The 21,250-nt window shown below is 65.4% G+C and carries 25 protein-coding genes and 1 pseudogene; 20 read left to right on the top strand and 6 right to left on the bottom strand.

The window, feature by feature from the left end:
- Positions 1-47: 47 nt before the first annotated feature.
- Positions 48-256: pseudogene (locus tag XI05_RS35500) on the top strand (hypothetical protein).
- A 104-nt stretch (positions 257-360) separates the two neighbouring features.
- On the opposite strand, the gene XI05_RS35495 reads toward XI05_RS35500, so the two are convergent.
- Both XI05_RS35495 and XI05_RS35485 read right to left on the bottom strand, forming a co-directional pair.
- On the bottom strand, positions 361-918 hold the full coding sequence (locus XI05_RS35495) for a hypothetical protein (RefSeq protein ID WP_271510429.1): 558 nt from the start codon (positions 916-918) through the stop codon (positions 361-363).
- A 498-nt stretch (positions 919-1,416) separates the two neighbouring features.
- The gene (locus tag XI05_RS35485; protein ID WP_172789380.1) at positions 1,417-1,698 is read right to left on the bottom strand and encodes a hypothetical protein; all 282 of its coding nucleotides are present in this window, start codon (positions 1,696-1,698) and stop codon (positions 1,417-1,419) included.
- Positions 1,699-1,852: 154 nt separating this feature from the next.
- Here XI05_RS35485 and XI05_RS35480 point away from each other — a divergent pair, with 154 nt between their 5' ends.
- From XI05_RS35480 to XI05_RS35465, 4 genes are all read left to right on the top strand, one after another.
- A complete protein-coding gene (locus XI05_RS35480) occupies positions 1,853-2,251 on the top strand; it encodes a metallopeptidase family protein (protein WP_271510428.1) in 399 nt (132 codons plus the stop codon).
- Positions 2,252-2,433: 182 nt separating this feature from the next.
- A complete protein-coding gene (gene leuD, locus XI05_RS35475) occupies positions 2,434-3,039 on the top strand; it encodes a 3-isopropylmalate dehydratase small subunit (RefSeq protein WP_027573022.1) in 606 nt (201 codons plus the stop codon).
- 80 nt (positions 3,040-3,119) lie between these two features.
- A complete protein-coding gene (locus tag XI05_RS35470; RefSeq protein WP_271510427.1) occupies positions 3,120-3,905 on the top strand; it encodes a hypothetical protein in 786 nt (261 codons plus the stop codon).
- Positions 3,906-4,142: 237 nt separating this feature from the next.
- Positions 4,143-4,562 (top strand): DUF6455 family protein, encoded by a 420-nt coding sequence (locus XI05_RS35465; protein ID WP_271510426.1) that lies wholly within the window; start codon positions 4,143-4,145, stop codon positions 4,560-4,562.
- Positions 4,563-4,571: 9 nt separating this feature from the next.
- Here the strand turns inward: XI05_RS35465 and XI05_RS35460 are convergent, their stop codons facing one another.
- Together XI05_RS35460 and XI05_RS35455 are read right to left on the bottom strand one after the other, a co-directional pair.
- Complete coding sequence (locus tag XI05_RS35460) at positions 4,572-5,345, bottom strand: N-acyl homoserine lactonase family protein (protein WP_271510425.1); 774 nt, start codon at positions 5,343-5,345, stop codon at positions 4,572-4,574.
- An 11-nt stretch (positions 5,346-5,356) separates the two neighbouring features.
- Positions 5,357-6,250, bottom strand: coding sequence for an AraC family transcriptional regulator (locus tag XI05_RS35455; RefSeq protein ID WP_271510424.1), 894 nt, complete (start codon positions 6,248-6,250; stop codon positions 5,357-5,359).
- A 192-nt stretch (positions 6,251-6,442) separates the two neighbouring features.
- Between XI05_RS35455 and XI05_RS35450 the strand changes: the two genes are divergently transcribed.
- Entirely contained in the window at positions 6,443-7,198 is a 756-nt protein-coding gene (locus tag XI05_RS35450) for an SDR family NAD(P)-dependent oxidoreductase (protein WP_271510423.1), read from the top strand.
- 64 nt (positions 7,199-7,262) lie between these two features.
- Here XI05_RS35450 and XI05_RS35445 read toward each other — a convergent pair whose 3' ends face one another.
- Positions 7,263-7,436, bottom strand: a complete 174-nt coding sequence (locus XI05_RS35445) for a hypothetical protein (RefSeq protein ID WP_271510422.1) — start codon at positions 7,434-7,436, stop codon at positions 7,263-7,265.
- Positions 7,437-7,514: 78 nt separating this feature from the next.
- Here XI05_RS35445 and XI05_RS35440 point away from each other — a divergent pair, with 78 nt between their 5' ends.
- The gene (locus tag XI05_RS35440; RefSeq protein ID WP_271510421.1) at positions 7,515-8,387 is read left to right on the top strand and encodes a Crp/Fnr family transcriptional regulator; all 873 of its coding nucleotides are present in this window, start codon (positions 7,515-7,517) and stop codon (positions 8,385-8,387) included.
- 43 nt (positions 8,388-8,430) lie between these two features.
- Here the strand turns inward: XI05_RS35440 and XI05_RS35435 are convergent, their stop codons facing one another.
- On the bottom strand, positions 8,431-9,312 hold the full coding sequence (locus tag XI05_RS35435; RefSeq protein ID WP_271510420.1) for an HpcH/HpaI aldolase/citrate lyase family protein: 882 nt from the start codon (positions 9,310-9,312) through the stop codon (positions 8,431-8,433).
- Between the two features lie 104 nt (positions 9,313-9,416).
- Between XI05_RS35435 and XI05_RS35430 the strand changes: the two genes are divergently transcribed.
- From XI05_RS35430 to trmB, 13 genes are all read left to right on the top strand, one after another.
- Positions 9,417-10,058: a carbonic anhydrase gene (locus XI05_RS35430; RefSeq protein ID WP_271510419.1), complete on the top strand. Its 642-nt coding sequence runs from the start codon at positions 9,417-9,419 to the stop codon at positions 10,056-10,058.
- 161 nt (positions 10,059-10,219) lie between these two features.
- A complete protein-coding gene (gene tsaB / locus XI05_RS35425) occupies positions 10,220-10,915 on the top strand; it encodes a tRNA (adenosine(37)-N6)-threonylcarbamoyltransferase complex dimerization subunit type 1 TsaB (protein WP_271510418.1) in 696 nt (231 codons plus the stop codon).
- Positions 10,912-11,397: a ribosomal protein S18-alanine N-acetyltransferase gene (gene rimI, locus XI05_RS35420; RefSeq protein WP_172789369.1), complete on the top strand. Its 486-nt coding sequence runs from the start codon at positions 10,912-10,914 to the stop codon at positions 11,395-11,397. Before tsaB ends, rimI begins: the two co-directional genes overlap by 4 nt.
- 38 nt (positions 11,398-11,435) lie before the next feature.
- Positions 11,436-11,891 (top strand): Fur family transcriptional regulator, encoded by a 456-nt coding sequence (locus XI05_RS35415; RefSeq protein WP_172789368.1) that lies wholly within the window; start codon positions 11,436-11,438, stop codon positions 11,889-11,891.
- Between the two features lie 105 nt (positions 11,892-11,996).
- Positions 11,997-12,677, top strand: coding sequence for an HAD family hydrolase (locus XI05_RS35410; RefSeq protein WP_172789390.1), 681 nt, complete (start codon positions 11,997-11,999; stop codon positions 12,675-12,677).
- A 191-nt stretch (positions 12,678-12,868) separates the two neighbouring features.
- Complete coding sequence (miaB, locus tag XI05_RS35405) at positions 12,869-14,263, top strand: tRNA (N6-isopentenyl adenosine(37)-C2)-methylthiotransferase MiaB (protein ID WP_271510417.1); 1,395 nt, start codon at positions 12,869-12,871, stop codon at positions 14,261-14,263.
- A 64-nt stretch (positions 14,264-14,327) separates the two neighbouring features.
- Entirely contained in the window at positions 14,328-15,323 is a 996-nt protein-coding gene (locus XI05_RS35400; RefSeq protein WP_025032898.1) for a PhoH family protein, read from the top strand.
- Between the two features lie 59 nt (positions 15,324-15,382).
- Entirely contained in the window at positions 15,383-15,892 is a 510-nt protein-coding gene (gene ybeY / locus XI05_RS35395) for an rRNA maturation RNase YbeY (RefSeq protein WP_172789365.1), read from the top strand.
- Position 15,893: 1 nt separating this feature from the next.
- Positions 15,894-17,012, top strand: a complete 1,119-nt coding sequence (locus tag XI05_RS35390) for a hemolysin family protein (RefSeq protein WP_271510416.1) — start codon at positions 15,894-15,896, stop codon at positions 17,010-17,012.
- On the top strand, positions 17,009-18,622 hold the full coding sequence (gene lnt, locus XI05_RS35385; RefSeq protein ID WP_271510415.1) for an apolipoprotein N-acyltransferase: 1,614 nt from the start codon (positions 17,009-17,011) through the stop codon (positions 18,620-18,622). Before XI05_RS35390 ends, lnt begins: the two co-directional genes overlap by 4 nt.
- Before the next feature lie 219 nt (positions 18,623-18,841).
- Positions 18,842-19,255, top strand: coding sequence for a helix-turn-helix domain-containing protein (locus XI05_RS35380; RefSeq protein ID WP_018319423.1), 414 nt, complete (start codon positions 18,842-18,844; stop codon positions 19,253-19,255).
- 86 nt (positions 19,256-19,341) lie between these two features.
- Positions 19,342-20,499, top strand: a complete 1,158-nt coding sequence (locus XI05_RS35375) for a M20 family metallopeptidase (protein WP_271510414.1) — start codon at positions 19,342-19,344, stop codon at positions 20,497-20,499.
- Positions 20,496-21,209 carry a tRNA (guanosine(46)-N7)-methyltransferase TrmB gene (trmB, locus tag XI05_RS35370; RefSeq protein WP_271510413.1) on the top strand — a complete coding sequence of 238 codons (714 nt, stop codon included), beginning with the start codon at positions 20,496-20,498 and terminating at the stop codon, positions 21,207-21,209. The genes XI05_RS35375 and trmB overlap by 4 nt, the downstream gene beginning before the upstream one ends.
- The last annotated feature ends 41 nt before the right edge of the window (positions 21,210-21,250 follow it).

Raw genomic sequence — 21,250 nt, 5'->3', positions numbered from 1 at the left:
TCGGCGGCGCCGACAGTGTCCTCGCGACGGTTTCGCGAGGACACGTCATGGCCAACAAGCCGGAATATGTCGATCTCATCAGCGAAGCGACGCGCCAGCACCGCCGGCGCGCGGCGCCATTGCGCATCGTCGCCAAGCCGGAGGTCGAGGAGACCTCCAAGCTCAGCCGCTGGCGCCGGCGATGTTTCGGCAGTGGAAGGTCGAGACGCTGATGCGGTGGAAGGCTTCGTCGTGGAAGCTGAAGGACTGGCTTTGAACTAGTCACGTCATTCCGGGGCGATGCGAAGCATCGAACCCGGAATCTCGAGATTCCGGGTCTGGCGCTACGCGCCATCCCGGAATGACGGCTCCTAGCTCACATCACCAATAGTACCGGTACGGGTAGTGCCAGCGGGGCCAGCGACAGACGCGGCGCGGGCCGTAATAGGTCCAGATGATCCGGCAGCGGCGCGGATAGTGATAGTAGGGATAGTAGCCGCCGTAATAGTGGCGCCGGTGGAAGTGACGATAGCCGTAATGGGGGCGATGATGGCCCCAGTGCCGGTGATAGCCGCCATATCCGCCGTAGCGAAAGCCGCCATAGCGATAGCCGCCGACATGGCTGTGGTGAAAGGCCGGCGCGGCGCGGAAGCCGCCGCCATGAAAGCCACCGCCGCGGAAGCCGCCGATATGTCCGACGCCACCGCGAAAGCCTCCACCGTGAAAATGCCCGCCGCCACCATGTCCGCCGTGCCCGCCATGGCGAACCTGCGTGACGAGATCGTCGGTTGCTGCCTTCGTCACCGGCGAGGTCGCCGGATTGATCAAGGTGAGCGCTTCAGCGCGACGCGCGCTGCCGGCCGACAGCATCAGCGTCGCGGCGGCCGCAAGCCCAAGCAGGCGCATCGGGCTGGCCCGACGACCCAATATCCTCAGCATGAAATCCTCCCTGAACCCGGACGGCAGAGCTGCGACGTCTCGGCGCGCCATTGCTGTTCAATTGCAGTCGCTCCAGGGATTAAATTGCGGACAGCGATGTGAACGCGCCATGAATGAACGACACGCGGCGCCGCGATGCGACGCCGTGCCTCGCGCGATCACAAAGCCAGCGGTCCAAGGCGGCGCCTTACCAGAACGGCCCGTAGCTGAAGACGAACGGCGCCGGCACGCCGTAGGGATAGGGACGATAGTAGACAGGGCGCGCGTAGTAGCGCGGATCGCGGCGTACGGCAGGCCGCGCCATGTCATATGTCCGCGCGTGTCGTCGCACATCGAAAACCGCGATCCCTGCCGACGCCTCCGGGATCGTCGCCCTCGGCGCGGCGGACGCGCGAGGCAGTCCGGCGGCAAGCGCGGCGGCAATTGCTAATGCGATCCATCTCGCCATCATGGCCCTCACGAGGCCGCCGCGAAGCTCGCTGGCGCGGGCATCGACGGTCAGCCCCGGCGCCAGTAGCAGCTCACGCGCGGCACGATCACCGTGCCGCTCGGCCGGTACTCCTGCACATAGGTGGCGTTGCAGACGCGGACCGCGTCGGGGCCGGGATTGTAGCGGGGATAGACGCCATCCGGGCTGTAATAGGGCGTGACGCGCAGGCGCGCCGGAGGCCGCTTGCGCGGCGGGGGGACATCGTCCGGTGAGACCAATTGGGCCATCCGGAGTCCGGAGCTGGCTGTCTGCGCCTCGGCACCGACGCAAAACTGCGAAAACAACCCCATGCACAGTAGAGTCAGCGCTGTTTTCGCTCGCATTTTTCCGCCCACCTGAAACGCCCCATTGACCGCCCCACGCTCCCCGTTTTGGCGGCGCCCGTCAACCTCGCCGCTTATAAAGCCAGATGCATCGCCACGGAACCCGCGGTATGAGGGGCACATGTGGACGGAATTGAAAGCGCCTTCGCTCGCCGAGATGGAAGCGATGACTCACGACGTGTTCGAGCGCCTGCCGGCGGACTTTCGCAAGCTCTGCGAGGGCGTGATCGTCCGCGTCGACGACTTCCCGACCGAGGAGGTCCTGGACGAGATGGAATGCGAGAGCGAGTTCGACCTGCTCGGCCTGTTCCAGGGCGTCGGCCTGCCCCAGCAGAGCTTTGGCGACGTGGCGCGGCTGCCCAACATGGTCTGGCTCTACCGCCGCCCGATCCTGGACTATTGGGCCGAGCACGACGAAAGCCTCGGCCACATCGTCCGCCACGTCCTGATCCACGAGATCGGCCACCATTTTGGTCTGTCGGACGACGATATGGCCGCGATTGAGGCCAAGGCGGAGTGAATGGCGCCGCCACGCGCGAAGTGCGCTCCCTCTCGCGCTTGCGGGAGAGGTAAAGTCCCGATGCCGCACCATTGAGCCTCAAACCCCTAAGGCAGACGAGCCCTGCCGATTTCGGCCTAGGATTCCCGGTCCGATCGCGATAAATAGCCGGTTCCCTGAACCACGTGCGGGAAAGCGCAACAATGGACAAGTTCACCACGCTGGAAGGCGTCGCGGCGCCGCTGAAGATCATCAATGTCGACACCGACATGATCATTCCGAAGCAGTACCTCAAGACCATCAAGCGCACCGGCCTTGGCAAGGGGCTCTTCTCCGAGCAGCGCTACAAGGACGACGGCAGCGAGAACCCGGACTTCGTGCTCAACCAGCCCGCCTATCGCAATGCGAAGGTGCTGGTCGCCGGCGACAATTTCGGCTGCGGCTCGAGCCGCGAGCATGCGCCCTGGGCGCTGCTCGACTTCGGCATCCGCTGCGTGATCTCGACCTCGTTCGGCGACATCTTCTACAACAATTGCTTCAAGAACGGCATTCTGCCGATCCGCGTCTCGCAGGAAGATCTCGACAAGCTGTTCGACGACGCCGAGCGCGGCGCCAATGCGACGCTGACGATCGACCTGCCGAACCAGGAGATCCGCGGCCCCGACGGCGGCAAGGTCAAGTTCGAGATCGATCCGTTCCGCAAGCACTGCCTGATCAACGGCCTCGACGACATCGGCCTCACCATGGAGAAGAAGGCTTCGATCGATTCCTATGAGGACAAGCTCAAGCGCGAACGCGCCTGGGCCTGATCGTAGACTATGGTTCGAGCCCCGGTGCTGTCTGCGCCGGGGCTTTTTGTTTGCCCGGATTGTCCCGTATAGATTTGCCCATGCTGCCCGAGATCGTCACCTTCTGGCACGGCCCGATGGATGCGCTACGCCAGACCTGTCTGCGCTCGCAGCTGGCTGCCGGGCACAAGGTCACGGTCTACAGCTTCGATCCCATTCCCGGCCTCCCCGCCGGCGTTGCGAATGCCGAGGCCGACGCGATCCTGCCGCACGCGTTCTCCGAACGCTTGCGCCCGCCGCAGCCGGACGGCAGCTGGCGCGACTGGACCATTTTGCAGTTCAGCGACTTCTTCCGCATGAAGCTGATGGCGAAGGGCTTCGGCCTCTGGCTCGACGCCGACGTGCTGCTCCTGAAGCCGGTCGAGATCGATCCGGCAAAGCCCTACTTCGCCTGGGAGCGGCCGCGCCAGCTCGGCAATTCCGTGCTCTACCTGCCGCCCGCGCACGGCATCGTCGCGGCGTTCGAGGAGCTGATGGAGCAGGAGGAGCTGACGCCGAACTGGCTGTCGCTGCGCCATCGCATCACCTTCATGATGCGCCGCCTGCGCGGCGGCTCGAACCGCCTCTCGGATATTCGCGTCGCGATCTACGGGCCCGCGGCACTCACAGCGCTGGCGCGGCTTACCGGGGAATTGCAGAACGCATTGCCGAAGCAGTCGTTCTACGCCGTGCATGCCGAGCCGAAACTGTTCTTCGATCCCTCGAGCTATCTCGGCCTCGTCACCGACGCCAGCATCATCGGCCTGCACATCTCACCGAAGGGCCGCGGCGGCGAGAAGCCGATTCCCGGCAGCCTGTATGCGTGGGCGGCGGAGCGGTTTAGGTAGTTGCTACGGAGGAAGTGCGCCCCCTCTCCCGCTTGCGGGAGAGGGTTGGGGAGAGGGTGTTTCCGCAAAGGGACAATCCCCAAGAGGAAAGAGCCCTCACCCGCGCCTTCGGCGCGACCTCTCCCGCAAGCGGGAGAGGTTGGCAACCCCGCTCTTCCCCGTTTGATCCAGCGCAACGCGCTTCTGCATCATTGTGCTTATCTCGCTCCAATTCCGCTCGTCCGAATGGAGCTTGCCATGAGCACCGCAACCAGGCCCTATCCCATCGTCCAGGATCTCATCGAGTCCTTCGCGAACTGGCTGAAGCACCGCCGCGAGATCAACGAGATGCGGCAGCTCGACCGCGCCGATTTCGACCGGATCGCCAATGATCTCAGGATCGCGCCCGACGATCTGGAGGAGCTGGTCCGTCACGGCCGCCACGCCGCCGACGAATTGCCGAAGATGCTCGAGCAGCTCGGCATCAGCACTGAGGCGCTCGGCCGCGCGCAGCCGCTGCTGCTCCGCGACCTCGAACGGGTCTGCTCGCTCTGCAATCAAAAGGGACAGTGCGACCGCGATCTCGCCGACGGCACCGCCGCGGAGAATTACCACGGCTATTGCGCCAACGCCTCGACGCTGGAGACGCTCGAGCGCGCCGAACACGCGCCGCGGTGAGGCATTGCGCTACTCGATCCACTTCGGCGCGTAAGCCATCCCTTGGCTTTGCGCCGTATCGTGATTGATCCAGATTTCGGCGTTCTCGACGCGTAGCAGCTCGACCACCTTGGTCATCGACGCAACCGTCGCCTGCGGGTCGGCATTGAACGACGGTACACGCATGCGCCGGAGGTTCTCTCGGTTATGCGCGACGTCGCCGCTCAGCAGCACGGCGCCGCGCCGCGGCAGCTTCACCATCAGCGAGCAATGCCCAAGCGTATGGCCGGGCGTGAAGATCATGCGCACCGCGCCGTCGCCGAATATGTCGTGATCACCATCGACGATCTCGTAAGGCCGCTCCTTCAACATCCTGTAGTGCTGAAGCGAGTAGCCGAATTCGTCAGGCTCAGGCCCGAACATGGCCTCGAATTCGGCCCGCTGAGCGATCCATCTTGCATTTTCGAACAGGTCGACATTCCCGATATGATCGAAATGCGCGTGGGAAAGGAGGATCGTGCGGATATCGCGGGGCCGCACACCGATTTCATCCAATTGGTCCGCGATCGGACGACGCACGATGCCGCGTATGCCATGCGCGATGATGCGCCCTTCCGGATGCTTCGCCAGCTCATCCTCAATGCCCGTATCCCAGATCAGCCACTCGCCGCGATGACGGATGAGATAGGCATTGCAGCTCAACGTCATGGGAATGCCGACATTGATGCCAGGAGAATAGATCGAACCGTCTTCGACCTCCGCAATGCCTCCGTCGAGGATGTAGATCCTGTCGATTGTCGCCATTTGAGAACTCTTCAAGCCGCCGATTCGATGCGCCGCTTCGCCTCGCGCATGTCACGCCCGGGCGGCATGCCGAACAATCGGCAATATTCCCGCGTGAACTGCGTGACGCTTTCGTAGCCGACCCGATGCGAGGCAGTCGCGATGCTTGCGCCATCGGCCAGCATGGTGCGGCGCGCCTCGATCAGACGAAGCTGCTTCTGAAATTGAAGCGGGGTCAGCGACGTGACGCTGCGAAAGTGCAGGTGAAATGCCGACTGGCTCATCCCCGCGGCCTTGGCGAGCCGGTCGACACGCAAAGGCTTGGCATAGTCGGCGCGGATGATCGCAACCGCACGGCCGATCCGCTGCGCATGGCTGTCGGCAATACCGAGCGCCCTGATGGCGCCACCGTGCCGACCGGCCAACAGCCAATAATGCAGCTCCCGCAGCACTTGGCTCTGGAGGATTGAGGCGGACGCGGGCCGATCGATCAGGCGCAACAGCCGCAGCGCCGCGTCGCTCACGTCCCGCTCCGTCGGCTCGACCCGCAGCGGCTGCGACGGGACATAAGGCGCCGCTCCCATCTCGACGACCAGCCCCTCAATGACAATGGGATCGAGCTCGACGACGAGCGACAAATAGGGCACCGCGACTGTGGCGTACGTAATCTGGCTGACCGTCGGCACGTCGCTCGCGATCACCAGTGAATCGCCCGCACCCAGGTCGAAGGACGTGGCGCCGACCGCAACACGCTTGGCGCCTTGCAGCACCAAGGCGACCAGAGGCTTGGAGATCGCAAATTGGAGCGCGCTCGGCGCGGTCTCACGAATGATCGAGATGCCGGCGAAAGGCGTGGACGCAAGGCCTTTGTCGTCGGCGCGAGCTGCGGCGTAGCGGCTGGCGATCTGGAGCAGCGTTTCGGTCACGGGCCCAATCTAAGCCGAGCCAGGCACGCGGGCAATTGCCAGCGGGCGATCAGGCAAGAAGCCGGGAGTTCCAGGCAAGTCTGCCGCCGAGCGCATTCCGGAGGGTTGGGCAAGACGATCAGAGGATCCGGCAACATCCGACGCTCGATCACAGGCAGAAGGGCCCCACCGAAACTCCACGAGGAACCTGCAATGCCCACCATTTCTCTCGTCACCGGCGCCAGCCGGGGCCTTGGCCGCAATACCGCAATTGCCATCGCGCGTCACGGCGGCGACGTCATCGTGACCTATCGCAGCGGTGCCGCCGCCGCCCGCGAAGTCGTCACCGAGATCGAGGCGCTCGGCCGAAAAGCGGTCGCGCTCCAGCTCGACGTCACCTCCGTATCGACCTTTCCGGCGTTCGCTGCAAAAGTCGGGTCGGCACTGGCGGAGCACTGGCACACCGAGAGGTTCGATCATCTCGTCAACAATGCCGGCCAAGGCGAAATGGCCGCCATGGCCGAGACGACGGAGCAGCAGTTCGACGCGCTCTTCGACACCCATGTCAAAGGGCCGTTCTTTCTGACGCAGGCCTTGCTGCCGCTGCTTGGCGACAATGGCCGGATCATCAACTTCTCGAGCGGGCTGACGCGCGTTTCTTTCCCCGGCTTCTCGGCCTATGCCGCCGCCAAGGGCGCCATCGAGGTTCTGACCGTCTACATGGCAAGAGAATTCGGCGAGCGCGGCATCACCGCCAACGTCGTTGCGCCGGGCGCAATCGAGACCGACTTCCTCGGCGGCGCCGTTCGGGACATGCCGGATTTGAACAAGCAGTTTGCGCAGATGACGGCGCTCGGCCGCGTCGGCCTGCCCGACGACGTCGGGCCGATGGTCGCGCGCCTGCTCGGTCCGGAGAACCGCTGGGTCACGGCACAGCGGATCGAGGTGTCCGGCGGACAGACGATCTGAGCGAGCGGCACTTGCGCACTTCGTCGCGAGGCGATGGAGTGCGCGAGCCCTCAGCCCTTCCGCATCACGCGATCGCATCCGCGATCTTGCCACCGCTATCGTCACCGAGAAAGACCCGACCATCTGCCGGACCGCTGATGGCAGCGTACAGCAGAGCTTTCACCTCGTGCGCATCGCCGGGTGGCAACGGGCGTAAATAGTATGACTGTTTGCGCGGCGAGGATGCGGGAAAGCTCACCGCAATTATCCGTGCTTGATCTCGACTATTAGCTCTGTTTGGATCGATACCGTTCCGCAATTCGCATTTCGGATAATCATGGCGAATGAAACAGATGATTCCCGTCGTTCGTTGGGTGCTCGTTCAACAGAGGACACCGTGACTGCCCACCGCAAGGGCATCGGGAATCGGCTATTGGCGGCGCTGCCGCCGGCGGATCTCGCTTTGCTGACGCCCCACTTCCAGAAGGTCTCGTTCGAACCCGATGCCGTCCTGGTGCGATCGGGCGACGAGCTCGACCCGGTCTATTTTCCCCATAGCGGCGCGATCGCCTTCATGCTCGACATGCCGGACGGGCAAACGGTCGCGACCACCTTGATGGGACGGGAAGGCGCTTTGGCCTCGTTCTCCGTGCTCGGCCCGTCGCCTTCATCCGTGACCGCGATTGCCCGCACAGCCGGCACTGCATCGGTGATTTCCGCCGCCAAATTTCGCGCTGCCCATGTGCAAAGCGCAGCGATCAGGCATGTCGTGCAGGTCCACGCCCGCGCCGTGTTATTGCAGCTCCAGCACGTCGCCGCTTGCAACGCACTGCATCGGGTGGATGGCCGCATGGCGCGGTGGCTCCTGCAGCTTCACGACCGCGTTCCCGAGGACCTGCTTCCGGTGACGCAGGAGGCGCTGGCGCAACTGGTTGGGGTACGGCGGACGACGGTGACTTTGACGATGAGCAAGCTACGCGAGGCCGGCGCCATCCCGTCCGACCGGCGCGGGTTTGTCGAAATCCATCGGGCGCGGCTCGAGAGGGTCGCATGCGATTGCTATGCGCTCATGCAGCGCACCATCGATCGGATGTATTGCCAGGAATTGGCGGCGCCGCAGCCTGCCGATACGCCTTTCCGGCAAAGCGCCATCGCCGCCTCCCACGGAGCAGGCGGTGAATTCAAAGCCGTTTCACGGGCGGGACGATAGAGAGCGAAACCTGCTTGGCGCGCGGAAAAGTGGATCTCGCGCCTCAGCCCTTCGCCATCGCCGCGATCGCGTCCGCAATCGCGATCGTGCGCCGGGCCATGTCGGCGTGCAGGCGCTCCACCATCGCGCCGTCGAGACGGATCGCGCCGCGCGAGGCGTTCTCCGGCAGTTCGAACGCCGCGATGATTTTTCGCGCGCGGGCGACTTCCTCCTCCGGCGGGGTGAAGATCGCGTTGCAGGCGTCGATCTGGGAGGGGTGGATCAGGGTCTTGCCGTCGAAGCCGAGGTCGCGGCCTTGCGCGCATTCGGTGGCGAAGCCGTCGGAATTGGCGATGTCGCTGTAGGGGCCGTCGAGGATCTCGAGGCCGTGGGCGCGCGTCGCCAGGATGCAATGGGTGATCATCGGGATCATCGCGGCGCGGCCCGGCAGCATCCTGATCCGCGTCTCGCGCGAGATGTCATTCGGGCCGAACACGAAGCCCGAGAGGCGGCTCGATGGATCGCGGCCGGCGGCGGCCAGTTCCTCGGCATGCAGCACGGCGCGCGCAGTCTCGATCATGGCCCAGACCTTCACGGTCGGCGCGGCGCCGAGCTCGGCCAGCTTGCGGCCGATCACGTCGAGATCTTCGACACTCGAGACTTTTGGAACCAGGATGCCGTCCGGCGAAGCCTTGGCGGCCATGGCGACGTCATCTGCCCACCAGGACGAGTCGAGGCCGTTGGTCCGGATCAGGATCTCGCGCCTGGCAAAGCCCTTGGCGGCGATCGCCGCCGCAATGCCGTCGCGCGCCGCCGCCTTGGCCTCTGGGGCGACGGAATCCTCGAGGTCGAGGATCAGGCCGTCGGCGGGGAGATTGCGCGCCTTTTCCAGCGCACGCGGGTTGGAGCCGGGCATGAACAGATGGCTGCGGCGCGGGCGGGTCATGCTGGCGTTCCTTCCTGGTCTGTCGTCCGTCCCCAGCCGATAGCACTTGGCCTGCCCATTCGAAAGGCTTGTCGGCCCCAACGGTATGTGATTAGGCATGGGCCATGACGACATTCCCGAAGCAATTGCTGGAAGGCTACAAGGCCTTCGCCACCCAGCGGCTGCCGACCGAGCAGAACCGCTACCGCGAACTCTCGGTCAAAGGGCAGTCGCCTGAGACCATGGTGATCGGCTGCTGCGACTCCCGGGTCTCCCCCGAAGTGATCTTCGACGCGGGGCCGGGCGAGCTCTTCGTCGTCCGCAACATCGCCAATCTGGTGCCGACTTATCAGCCCGACGAAAGCGCGCACGGCGTCTCGGCAGCGCTGGAGTTTGCGGTGACGGTGCTGAAAGTGAAGCACATCGTGGTGCTCGGCCACGCGCAATGCGGCGGCATCCGCGCCTTCGTCGACAAGATCGAGCCGCTGACGCCCGGCGACTTCATCGGCAAATGGATGCAGATGTTCATCAAGCCGGGCGAGGTGGTCGAGCAGCGCGAGCACGAGACCATGGCGCAATTCGTCGAGCGCATCGAGAAGGCCGCCGTGTTCCGCAGCCTGGAAAACCTGATGACCTTCCCGTTCGTGCGCAAGGCCGTGGAGAGCGGCCAGATGCAGACCCACGGCGCCTATTTCGGCGTGGCGGAGGGATCGCTGTTCGTGCTGGACAAGGCGGCCAAGGAATTCAAGAACGCGCGCGCGGCATAGCCCGCTCGCCGGTGGGCAGAGCGGCTTGGCCGTAAGGCGCGCGCTTGCCCTCCTTGCGAAATAGCGCATATCGGGGGCCTGCAAATCGTGCGTGATGAATGGCGGACAGGCGCCTGGTTCGCTAGAGTGCTCTCCATTCGCCACTCGCCGTTTGCTGTTTCATGCTGATCCTTGCCATCGATACTGCGCTCGAAGCCTGCGCGGCCGCCGTTCTCGATACCGACGCCGGCGAGCTGCTCGCCCGGGAATCGCAGCTCATGAAGCGTGGCCATGCCGAGGCGCTGATGCCGATGATCGCGCGCGTGATGCAGAGGGCCAGCCTCGCCTTCACCTCGCTCGACCGCATCGCCGTCACCGTCGGGCCCGGCAGCTTCACCGGCCTGCGCGTCGGCATCTCGGCGGCGCGGGGCCTTGCGCTGGCGGCGAAACGGCCGGCGGTCGGGCTGACGACGCTGTCGGCCTATGCCGCTGGTGTCGTCGGCCAGAGCGGAACGGCACCGGTGATCTCCGCGATCGATGCGCGGCACGATCACGTCTATTTCCAGATCGTCGCCGGCGACGGCAGCCAGCTGGTGCGCCCCTGTGTCGCCGCGATCGACGCAGCGATCGCGGCCTCGCAATTCGGCGCGCCGCATCTGGTCGGCAATGCCGCCAATATCCTCGCCGATCGTTGGCCGAAGGATGGACCGCAACCCGTTGCGGTCGACGCGCAGCCCGCGCCCGACATCAGCTGGATCGCCTGGCTCGGCGCGGCGGCCAATCCCGACACCAATCCGGCGCGGCCGTTCTATCTGAAAGCGCCCGACGCTAAGCCGGCGGCACAGACGCCGCGCGCAGCACAAGCCGCGACCTCATGATGGGATGGCTGTCGGAGTGGTGGCGCGGCGGCACGGCCGCCGTCGAGCCCGCGACCATGCGCGATGCCGCGCGGCTCGCGCAGCTGCACGGCGCCGCCTTCGCGCATGGCTGGGGCGAAGGCGAGTTCGAGAGCATGATGAGCGAGCGCAACACGCTGGTGCATCGCTTGCGTCTCGGCCGCAAGACGGTCGGCTTTGCGGTGTCGCGGATCGGGGCGGACGAAGCGGAAATTCTCTCGGTTGCGGTGGACGGGGCTTATCGCGGCCGCGGCCTCTCCCGTACGCTGCTGATGACCCATCTCGGCCACCTCGCCGGGCGCGGCGTGCGCACGATATTTCTGGAAGTGGAGGAAAATAACCAGCCGGCGCGGCGGCTTTACGATCGAGCTGGATTCGTGGTGGTCGGGCGCCGCGATCGCTACTATAAGCAGCCCAACGGGGAACAATTGAACGCCCTTCTGATGCGACGCGACTTGGCGTAACATCGGTGGCAGAAAGCGCCCGCCAGGCAGACAACGCTATGACCACACTGAAACATTCTCCTGCATCCAAGGCGTCCGATATCGAAGCGCGCTGCGCCGCCACGGGCATGCGCATGACCGAGCAGCGCCGCGTCATCGCCCGCGTGCTGGCCGAAGCGATCGATCATCCCGACGTCGAGGAACTGTACCGGCGCTGCGTTGCGGTCGACGACAAGATCTCGATCTCGACGGTCTACCGCACCGTGAAACTGTTCGAGGACGCCGGCATCATCGAGCGCCACGATTTCCGCGAAGGCCGCGCGCGCTACGAGCAGATGCGCGACAGCCACCACGACCACCTCATCAATCTGCGCGACGGCAAGGTGATCGAGTTCACCTCCGAAGAGATCGAGAAGCTCCAGGCTGAGATCGCCCGCAAGCTCGGCTATCGTCTGGTCGACCACCGGCTCGAGCTCTATTGCGTCCCGCTCGATGACGACAAGCCGACGTCTTGATTGCTTTGCAAATTCCACGCACCGGCGTCCCTTCACCTCTCCCCGTTGGGGAGAGGTGGCACCGCCCGCTCTGAACCACGGTGCCAAAACCGAGCTGCACACTGAATGCCCATCGATCTCATTATCTTCGATTGCGACGGCGTGCTCGTGGACAGCGAGGTGATCTCCTGTCGTGCGCATGCTGACGTGCTGACCCGGCACGGCTATCCGATCACGTCGGAGCAGGTGTTCGCGCGCTTCCTTGGCCGCTCGACCAAACAGGCCAATCTCGAGATCGAAACCGAGCTCGGCCGCAAGCTGCCCGAGGCTTATCACGGTGATCTCCAGGACGAGCTTTTTCGTTCGTTCGAAGCCGACCTGGAAGCGATCCGCGGCATCCATGATGTGCTGGATGTCGTCAGCCAGCGCGTCTGCGTCGCCTCCAGCGGCTCGCATCCGCGCATGCAGGTGAGTCTCGGAAGCACGGGGCTTTATGAGCGTCTCGCGCCAAATATCTTCTCGGCCTCGCAGGTCAAGAACGGCAAGCCAGCACCTGACCTGTTCCTGTTCGCGGCGAGCCAAATGGGCGTCCCGCCCGAGCGCTGCGTCGTGATCGAGGACAGCCTGGCCGGCATCGCCGGCGCGCGGGCGGCCGGTATGAAAGTGTTCGGCTTTTACGGGGGCAGCCATTGTGGGGGCGGCCATGCCGAGACGCTGCGTCAAGCCGGCGCCGACTTAACTTTTGCCGACATGCATCAGTTGCCGGACCTGGTTCGGCGGGTCGAGGCAGACGCTCTGGCGGGTTGATTGTTGCGCCGGACCGTCATTCCGGGGCACGCGCGACCCGCGTGAACCCGGAATCTCGCGCCAAAACCTCTGGATTCCGGGTTCGCGCTGGTGCGCCCCCCGGAATGACGGCCGGAAATGGCCGCATTCGCTGGATTTTCGGCCCTCCAGCCTATATCTGAGGGCCGTCCTCCACCTCCATTTCGGGTTCCATGACGCCGCCGCGCAAGCTGCACATCAAATCATATGGCTGCCAGATGAACGTCTACGATGCCCAGCGCATGGTGGACACGCTGGCCCCGGAAGGATTCGTGGAGACGGCGAGCGCGGAGGATGCCGACCTCGTCATCCTCAACACCTGCCATATCCGCGAGAAGGCCTCGGAGAAGGTCTATTCCGAGCTCGGCCGCCTGCGCGTGGCCAAGGACGAGGCCGCGCGAGCGGGCCGCGCGATGAAAATCGCGGTTGCAGGCTGCGTGGCGCAGGCCGAGGGCGAGGAGATCGTGCGCCGCGCGCCTGTCGTCGACGTCGTGGTAGGCCCGCAGAGCTATCATCATCTGCCGGAGCTGTTGAAGCGCGCCGAGGGCGAAGGCCGCGCGATCGAGACCGAGTTTCCGGCCGCCGACAAGTTCGGCTTCCTGGCCCAGCCGAAGCCGGACGCGATCCGCGCGCGCGGCATTTCCGCCTTCGCCACGGTGCAGGAAGGTTGCGACAAGTTCTGCACCTTTTGCGTCGTGCCCTATACGCGCGGCGCCGAAGTCTCCCGGCCCGTGGCTAAGATCGTCGACGACGTGAAGCGGCTCGCCGACAACGGCGTGCGCGAGCTCACGCTGATCGGGCAGAACGTCAACGCCTATCATGGCGAAGGGCCGGACGGAAAAACCTGGCCGCTCGGCCGGCTGCTCGAACATCTGGCGGCGATTCCCGGCATCGCGCGGCTGCGCTATTCGACCAGCCATCCCCGCGACGTCGACGACAGCCTGATCGCAGCCCATCGCGATCTCGGTGCCCTGATGCCGTTCGTGCACCTGCCGGTGCAGTCGGGCTCGGACCGCATTTTGGCGGCCATGAACCGCAAACATACCGCCGATGATTACCGGCGGGTCATCGACCGTTTCCGGCACGCACGCCAAGACATTGCTTTTTCATCGGATTTCATCGTCGGCTTCCCCGGGGAGAGCGAGCAAGATTTTCTCGCCACCCTCGCGCTTGTCACGCAAATCGGTTACGCTGCGGCCTATTCGTTCAAATACTCCGCCCGGCCGGGAACGCCGGCCGCGGACATGCAGGAGACGGTGTCCCCCGCCGAGATGGACCAGCGATTGGAGCGGCTCCAGGAACTGATCGACAGCCAGCAATCGGCCTTCAACAAGGCCGCGATTGGCTCAACGGTCGACGTGCTGTTCGAGCGTCCGGCGCGCAAGCAGGGCCAGATCGTGGGCCGCACCGCCTACCTCCAGCCCGCCCATGTGATGGCCCCGCCCGACATCATCGGACAGATCCTGCCGGTCAGAATCGACAGCCTCGAGCGCTACAGTTTTCTCGGCGAGCTCGTGACGCCGCGCAAGGCGCGCGAGCCCGCTTTATCGCAAGCCAGTGGAGCCTGAACCCTTGCCCAAAAGCGCATCGGATTCGTCTTCGTTCGCTCCCAGCCGCAAATTTGACCGCGACATGCAAGTTCCGCCCGAGACCCAGGTCGTCATCGACTTCGACGACAACCGCGCCGCTTCCGCGCTGGTCGGCCCCTACGGCCAGCACCTCGCGCAGATCGAGCGGCGGCTCGGCGTGGTGGTCGATTCCAAGGGCAACCACATCACCATCGGCGGCACCCGCGACGGCTGCGACGCCGCGCGCCGGGTGCTGGAGATGCTCTACGCGCAGGCCGTGAAGGGACAGGATCTCGACCAGGGCGAGGTCGAAGGCGCGATCCGCGCCGTGATCGCGCAGGGCTCGCTGTTCGAGTTCGACGCCAAGTCAGCCAAGTCCACCTTCGACAGCATCAACTTACGCAAGCGCCCGGTGCGTGCGCGTACCGCCGCGCAGGACTCCTACATCCGCGCGCTGAAGCGCCACGAGCTGGTGTTCGGCATCGGCCCCGCCGGCACCGGCAAGACCTGGCTCGCCGTCGCGCACGCCGCGCAGCTGTTCGAGCGCAAGGAGGTCGACAAGATCATCCTGTCGCGTCCGGCGGTGGAAGCCGGCGAGCGGCTCGGCTTCTTGCCCGGCGATCTCCGCGAGAAGGTCGATCCGTATCTGCGCCCGATCTACGATGCGCTCTATGATCTCATGGATGCGCGGATCGTCGAGCGCGCGCTGCAGACCGGCGAGATCGAGATCGCGCCGCTCGCCTTCATGCGCGGCCGCACGCTGACCAACGCCGCCATCATCCTGGACGAGGCCCAGAACACCACGTCGATGCAGATGAAGATGTTCCTGACGCGTTTGGGCGAGAACAGCCGCATGATCGTGACCGGCGATCCCTCGCAGATCGACCTGCCGAACGGCCAGACCTCGGGCCTGGCCGAGGCGACCCGCCTCTTGAGCGGCGTCGAGGGTATCGCCCAGGTTCATTTCAAGGCCGAGGACGTGATCCGCCACGAGCTGGTGGCGCGGATCGTCGCCGCTTACGAAGGGCCGCCGCAGCGGCCGGCCACCGGTCAGTCCTGACGAGGCAACACCGGACCCAAGAGGGCGCGAGCTCGGCGCCTTTCGTCCGAGACAACACAATGTCCCATTCCAACCTTCCCATGACCGAGGTGCTCGTCGTCGCCGATTGCTGGCAGCGCGAGCCCGATTCCGAAGCCGTGATCCAGCGCGCGGTGGCGGCTGCCGCCGAGAGCGTCGACGAGGACGTTGCCGACGCGGAAGTGGCCGTGATGCTGACCGATGATGCCGGCATCCGCACGCTCAACAGCAACTGGCGCGGCATCGACAAGCCGACCAACGTGCTATCGTTTCCCGCGCTGCAGCCGGAGGGCGCGTGGAAGCCGGGCGATGCGCCGCGCATGCTCGGCGACATCGCGATCGCCTACGAGACCATGCGGCGCGAGGCCGACGAGGAACACAAGCCGTTCGACCATCATTTGAGCCACCTCGCCGTGCACGGCTTCCTGCACCTGATCGGCTACGACCACGAGAACGAGAGCGACGCCGAGGAGATGGAAGCGCTCGAAACGGAGATCCTCGCTCATCTCGGCATCCCCGATCCCTATGCCGACCGCCCGGGGACGCACTGAGATGCCGGATTCCGAGCCTACCCACGACAATCCCCGCACCACGGCCAATCTGCCGGCCGTGGTGACGCCGGGCGAGGTGCTGCGCCCGACCGCCGACAGCTGGCTGCTGCGCGCCATCCGCACGCTGTTCGGCTGGAAGGCGGGGTCGGTGCGCGACGACCTCCAGGTCGTGCTCGACGCCTCGACGCCCGACGACACCGGCTTCTCCGCGGTCGAGCGCACCATGCTGCGCAACATCCTCGGCCTGCACGAGCGCCGCATCGCCGACGTCATGGTGCATCGCGCCGACATCGTCGCGGTGAAGCGCGACATCCCGCTCGGCGAATTGATGGACCGCTTCGAGAGCGCCGGCCATTCGCGCCTCGTGGTCTTCAACGAGACGCTCGACGATCCCGTCGGCATCGTCCACATCCGCGACCTGCTCGCTTTCATGACCGCGCGCGCCCGCGTGTCGGAAGCCACCAAGACCAAGCGCAAGAAGCCGCTGCCGGCCGGGCTCGATTTGCGCGCGGTCGATCTCGCGCTGCCGCTTCACGAGGCGCACATCATTCGCAAGCTGCTCTACGTGCCGCCGTCGATGCGGGCGATCGACCTGCTCGCGCAGATGCAGGCCTCGCGCATCCATCTGGCGCTGGTGGTCGACGAATATGGCGGCAGCGACGGGCTGGTCTCGATCGAGGACATCGTCGAGCAGATCGTCGGCGAGATCGACGACGAGCACGACAGCGACGAGCCGCCCTCGATCGTGCGCCTGCCCGACAACGCCTTCATCGCCGACGCCCGCGCCAGCCTCGACGACGTCCGCTCGGTGATTGGCGAGGATTTCGTCACCGGCGAGGCCGGCGAGGAGGTGGAGACGCTGGGCGGCTATCTCGTCAGCTTCGTCGGGCGCCTGCCGGTGCGCGGCGAGGTGATCTCGGGCCCCGGCAATTACGAGGTCGAGGTGCTCGATGCCGATCCGCGCCGCGTCAAGCGGCTGCGCATCGCGACGCGGAAGGAGCGCCCGGCGCCCCGCACCCAGCGCGAGAGCCGGCGCCGTGAAGCCACGCCGGAGAGCGGACAAGCCCCGGCCAGCGACACGCCCACGCCGCCGCCGAGCGACGGGGCCGGCCCGCAGTGAGCCCATCGCAGCGCCTTCGGCAAATTGCGCTGGCCATCATCCTCACCTGGGGATGGCAGCGCGCCATCGTCGCCATGGCGGCCGGCGCGCTGTCGGTGCTGGCGCTGGCGCCGTTCAACCTCTTTCCGGTGCTGTTCGTCACCTTCCCGGTGCTGGTCTGGCTGATCGACGGCGCCGGGGCCGGCCGCTACGGCGGCGTGCCCGCGGCGGCCTTGACCGGCTACTGGTTCGGGCTCGGCTATTTCGTGCCCGGCCTCTACTGGATCGGCTATGCCTTCTTCGTCGACGCCGACATATTCGCCTGGCTGACGCCGTTCGCGGTGCTGGGCCTGCCGGCCTATCTTGCGATCTTCACGGCGATCGGCTTCGCGCTGGCGCGGCTGCTCTGGAGCAAGAACGCCACGCGCGTGCTGGCGCTCGCAGCGAGCCTCACCATCAGCGAATGGCTGCGCGGGCATGCGCTGACCGGCTTTCCCTGGAACGCGTTCGGCTATGCGCTGTCCGAGCCATTGCCGCTGGCGCAGACGGCCTCGCTGATCGGCCTGTGGGGCATGACGTTCCTGACGGTCGCGATCTTCGCGAGCCCGGCGACGCTGATCGACCGCACGCCCGATCGGCGCCTGCAATGGCGGGTGCCGGCCGCGGGCCTCGCGCTCCTGCTTGCCATGAGCATCTTCGGGGCGATCCGCCTGTCGCTGCATCCGACCACGATGGTGTCGGGCGCCAAGCTGCGGCTGATGCAGCCCAACCTGCAGCAGGACGCGAAATTCAACTACGCCGCCAAGCCGGAGGTGATGAAGAAGTACCTCGCGCTGTCGGACCGCGCCTCCGGGCCGCAATCGACCGGCGTGCGCGATGCCACCATCCTGATCTGGCCGGAATCCGCCTTTCCGTTCTTCCTGACCCGCGAAGCCGACGCGATGGCGCAAATCGCCGATCTCTTGCCGAAGGGCACGGTGCTGATCACGGGATCGGTCCGAGCGCCTGACCTGCCGCGGGGCACGCCGATCACGCGTGCCTACAACTCGATCTATGTGATCGATCACGACGGCAGCGTGCTCGCCGTGTACGACAAGCTGCACCTGGTCCCGTTCGGAGAATTTCTTCCCTACCAGTCGTTGATGGAGAAGCTCGGTTTCGAGCAACTGACGCGTGTGCGCGGCGGCTTCATTCCAGGGACCGTGCGGCATGCGCTCCCCGTTGCCGGCGCGCCGCCGGCGCTGCCGCTGATCTGCTACGAGGCGATCTTTCCCGACGAAGTGGCCGCACGCAACGAACGTCCGGGCTGGATCGTGAACCTCACCAATGACGGCTGGTTCGGCATCTCGACCGGTCCCTACCAGCACCTGGAGCAGTCGCGGATGCGCGCGATCGAGCTCGGATTGCCGCTGGTCCGCTCGGCCAATACCGGCATCTCCGCAGTAATCGATCCGGTCGGCCGCACGGTGGCGAGCCTCGGTCTCGGCATCGAAGGCATCTTGGATGCAAATCTGCCGGCCGCGATCCCACCGACCGTTTATGCACGGGTGGGTGATGTGCCCGCAGCGATGCTCGTCGCGGTGGCCGTGCTGATGGCGGTCCGCCGACGAATAGGCAAACGCCAGCCCTGATCGCGCCGCCGCCGCTGCGGCCGGAATCCTTTGACAACCGTAGTCCCACGGTTGACAGACTGCACGCGGGCTCCCCATTCTGCATCGGCTGCAAAAGACAGTGGTGCGTTGCTAAATTTCTCCGCAATGTTTCCCAATAACAGGGTTTGATATTGGCGATGTTGCATCCGAGGCATGCTTGATCATTGCGCCGAAGGTGATGTTTGGAGGGCTGAGGAAATGTCGAAAGCGCCCAACCCTGTTGACAAATATGTCGGCAGTCGCGTGCGCATGCGCCGCATCATGTTGGGCATGAGCCAGGAAAAGCTCGGTGAAGCTTTGGGCCTGACTTTCCAGCAGATCCAGAAATACGAGAAGGGCACCAACCGGGTCGGCGCAAGCCGTATCCAGCAGATCGCCGAGATTCTGCAGGTGCCGGTGTCCTTCCTGTTCGAGGGCGGCCCGAGCGGCGTGCCGGGTCCGGATGGCTTCAGCGAAGGCGCCTCGCCCTCTTACGTCTCGGACTTTCTCGCCACTTCCGAAGGGCTCGCCTTGACCAAGGCGTTCACGCGAATCACGGATTCGAAGATGCGCCGCTCGATCGTCGATCTGGTCGAGCAGATCGCGGCCCGCGAAGGCCCCGACAAGCGCTGAATCGCCATCTCCACGGCGATTTGAGACTGCATCAAATCTGGCCTATGTCGTCATTTACGACCGCGCTTTGATGCGCGTCCGCTGCGATGATGCGATTCAAAGGCACAGATGCGTCCATGACCGACTCCAATTGGTTCGATTCACAAACTATTCTCGATGGCATCCGCCGCTGGGTGGAGATCGAGACGCCGACGGAAGCACCTGAACAGGTCAACAAGCTGGTCTCCGTGGTCGCGGAGCAGTACCGCGACCTGCCCGTCACGCTCGAGCGCATCGCCGGCACGGACGGCTGCGGCGATCATCTCGTGGCGCGCACGAATTGGGGGCAGGAGCAGCCGGGCATCCTGGTGCTGAGCCACCTCGATACCGTCCATCCCATGGGCTTCATCGAGCGCCTGCCGTTCAAGGTCGAAGGCGACGTCGCGTTCGGCCCGGGCATCTACGACATGAAGGGCGGCGCCTACATCGCCCATCACGCCTTCCGCGCGCTTTGCGCGACGGGCGATCGCTCGCCGCTCGGCATCACGCATCTGTTCACCTCCGATGAGGAGATCGGCAGCCCGACGTCGCGCGCGCTGATCGAAAAGGAAGGGCGCAAGGCCAAATATGTGCTGGTGACCGAGCCGGCGCGCGACGGCGGCAAGATCGTCACCGGACGCAAGGGCGTCGGTCGCTTCCGGGTTTTCATCAAGGGCGTGCCCGCGCATGCCGGCTCGCGACCCGAAGACGGCCGCAGCGCCGTCCGCGAGCTCGGCAACGTCATCCTGACGCTGGAAGGGATGAACGATCTGGCGCGCGGCGTCACCGTCAATGTCGGTGTGGTGCGCGGCGGCACGCGTCCCAACGTCACGCCCGAGGAGGCCTATGCGGAAGTCGATCTGCGCGTGGTGAGTCTCAAGGACGCAGACGAGTTCGTCGGCAAGATCCTCGGGCTGAGATCGAAGACCGACGGCGTCACCGTCACGGTCACCGGCGAGCTCAACCGGCCGCCTTACGAGAAGAGCAATGCAGGCGCCTCGCTGTACGAGCATGCCAAGACGCTCGCCGGCGAGATCGGCTTCGAGCTGATCGACACCCATACCGGCGGCGGCTCGGACGGCAATTTCACCGCCCCGCACACCGCGACGCTCGACGGGCTCGGCGTCGACGGCAAGGGCGCACACACCCATTACGAGCAGCTCTATGTCTCCTCGCTGGCACCGCGCGCGCGGCTGCTCCATCGCCTGTATCAGACGCTGCGATGAGCGAGCGCAAGTCAAGCCCCGATCGCGAGGACAGCGAGCGCGCCTTCTTCGGGCGCCGCAAGGGCCACAAGCTCAGGCAACACCAGGCCGGGTTGATCGAGCAGCTGCTGCCGCATCTTGCCCTCGATATCGAGAGTGAGGCGCCGGCGGACGCCCGCGGAATCTTCGATCCCGCAGCCGACGACATCAGGCTCGAGATCGGCTTCGGCGGCGGCGAGCATCTCGCGGCCGAGGCGCAAAACTTTCCCGCCACCGGCTTCATCGGCTGCGAGCCCTATGTCAACGGCATGGCCAAGATCCTCGCGCAGATCGAGGCGGCCAACATCGGCAATATCCGCCTGTTCGCGGGCGATGCCGCCGAGCTGCTCGCCTGGCTGCCCCGGGAGTCGCTGTCGCGGATCGACCTGATCCATCCCGATCCCTGGCCGAAGCGGCGACACTGGAAGCGGCGCTTCGTCCAGGACCGCACCATCGCGGCAATGGCGCGCGTGCTCAAGCCGAATGGTGAATTCCGTTTCGTCTGCGACATCGACGATTACTGCGCCTGGACGCTGTCGCATCTTGCGCGTTCGCCCGACTTCATCTGGCTCGCCGAACGCGCCGACGATTTCCGGCAGCCATGGCCGGGCTACACCATGACGCGCTACGGCCGAAAGGCCGCGCGCGAAGGGCGCAAGGCGGCTTATCTGCGGTTTCGGCGGGTCGATTAGCCGTCATTGCGAGGCGCGAAGCGACGAAGCAATCCAGAGTG

This window comes from Bradyrhizobium sp. CCBAU 11357, assembly GCF_028128865.1.
Classification (GTDB): Bacteria; Pseudomonadota; Alphaproteobacteria; order Rhizobiales; family Xanthobacteraceae; genus Bradyrhizobium.
Note: the sequence above shows the minus strand (reverse complement) of the source record. Positions and strands in the feature narration are given on the sequence as shown.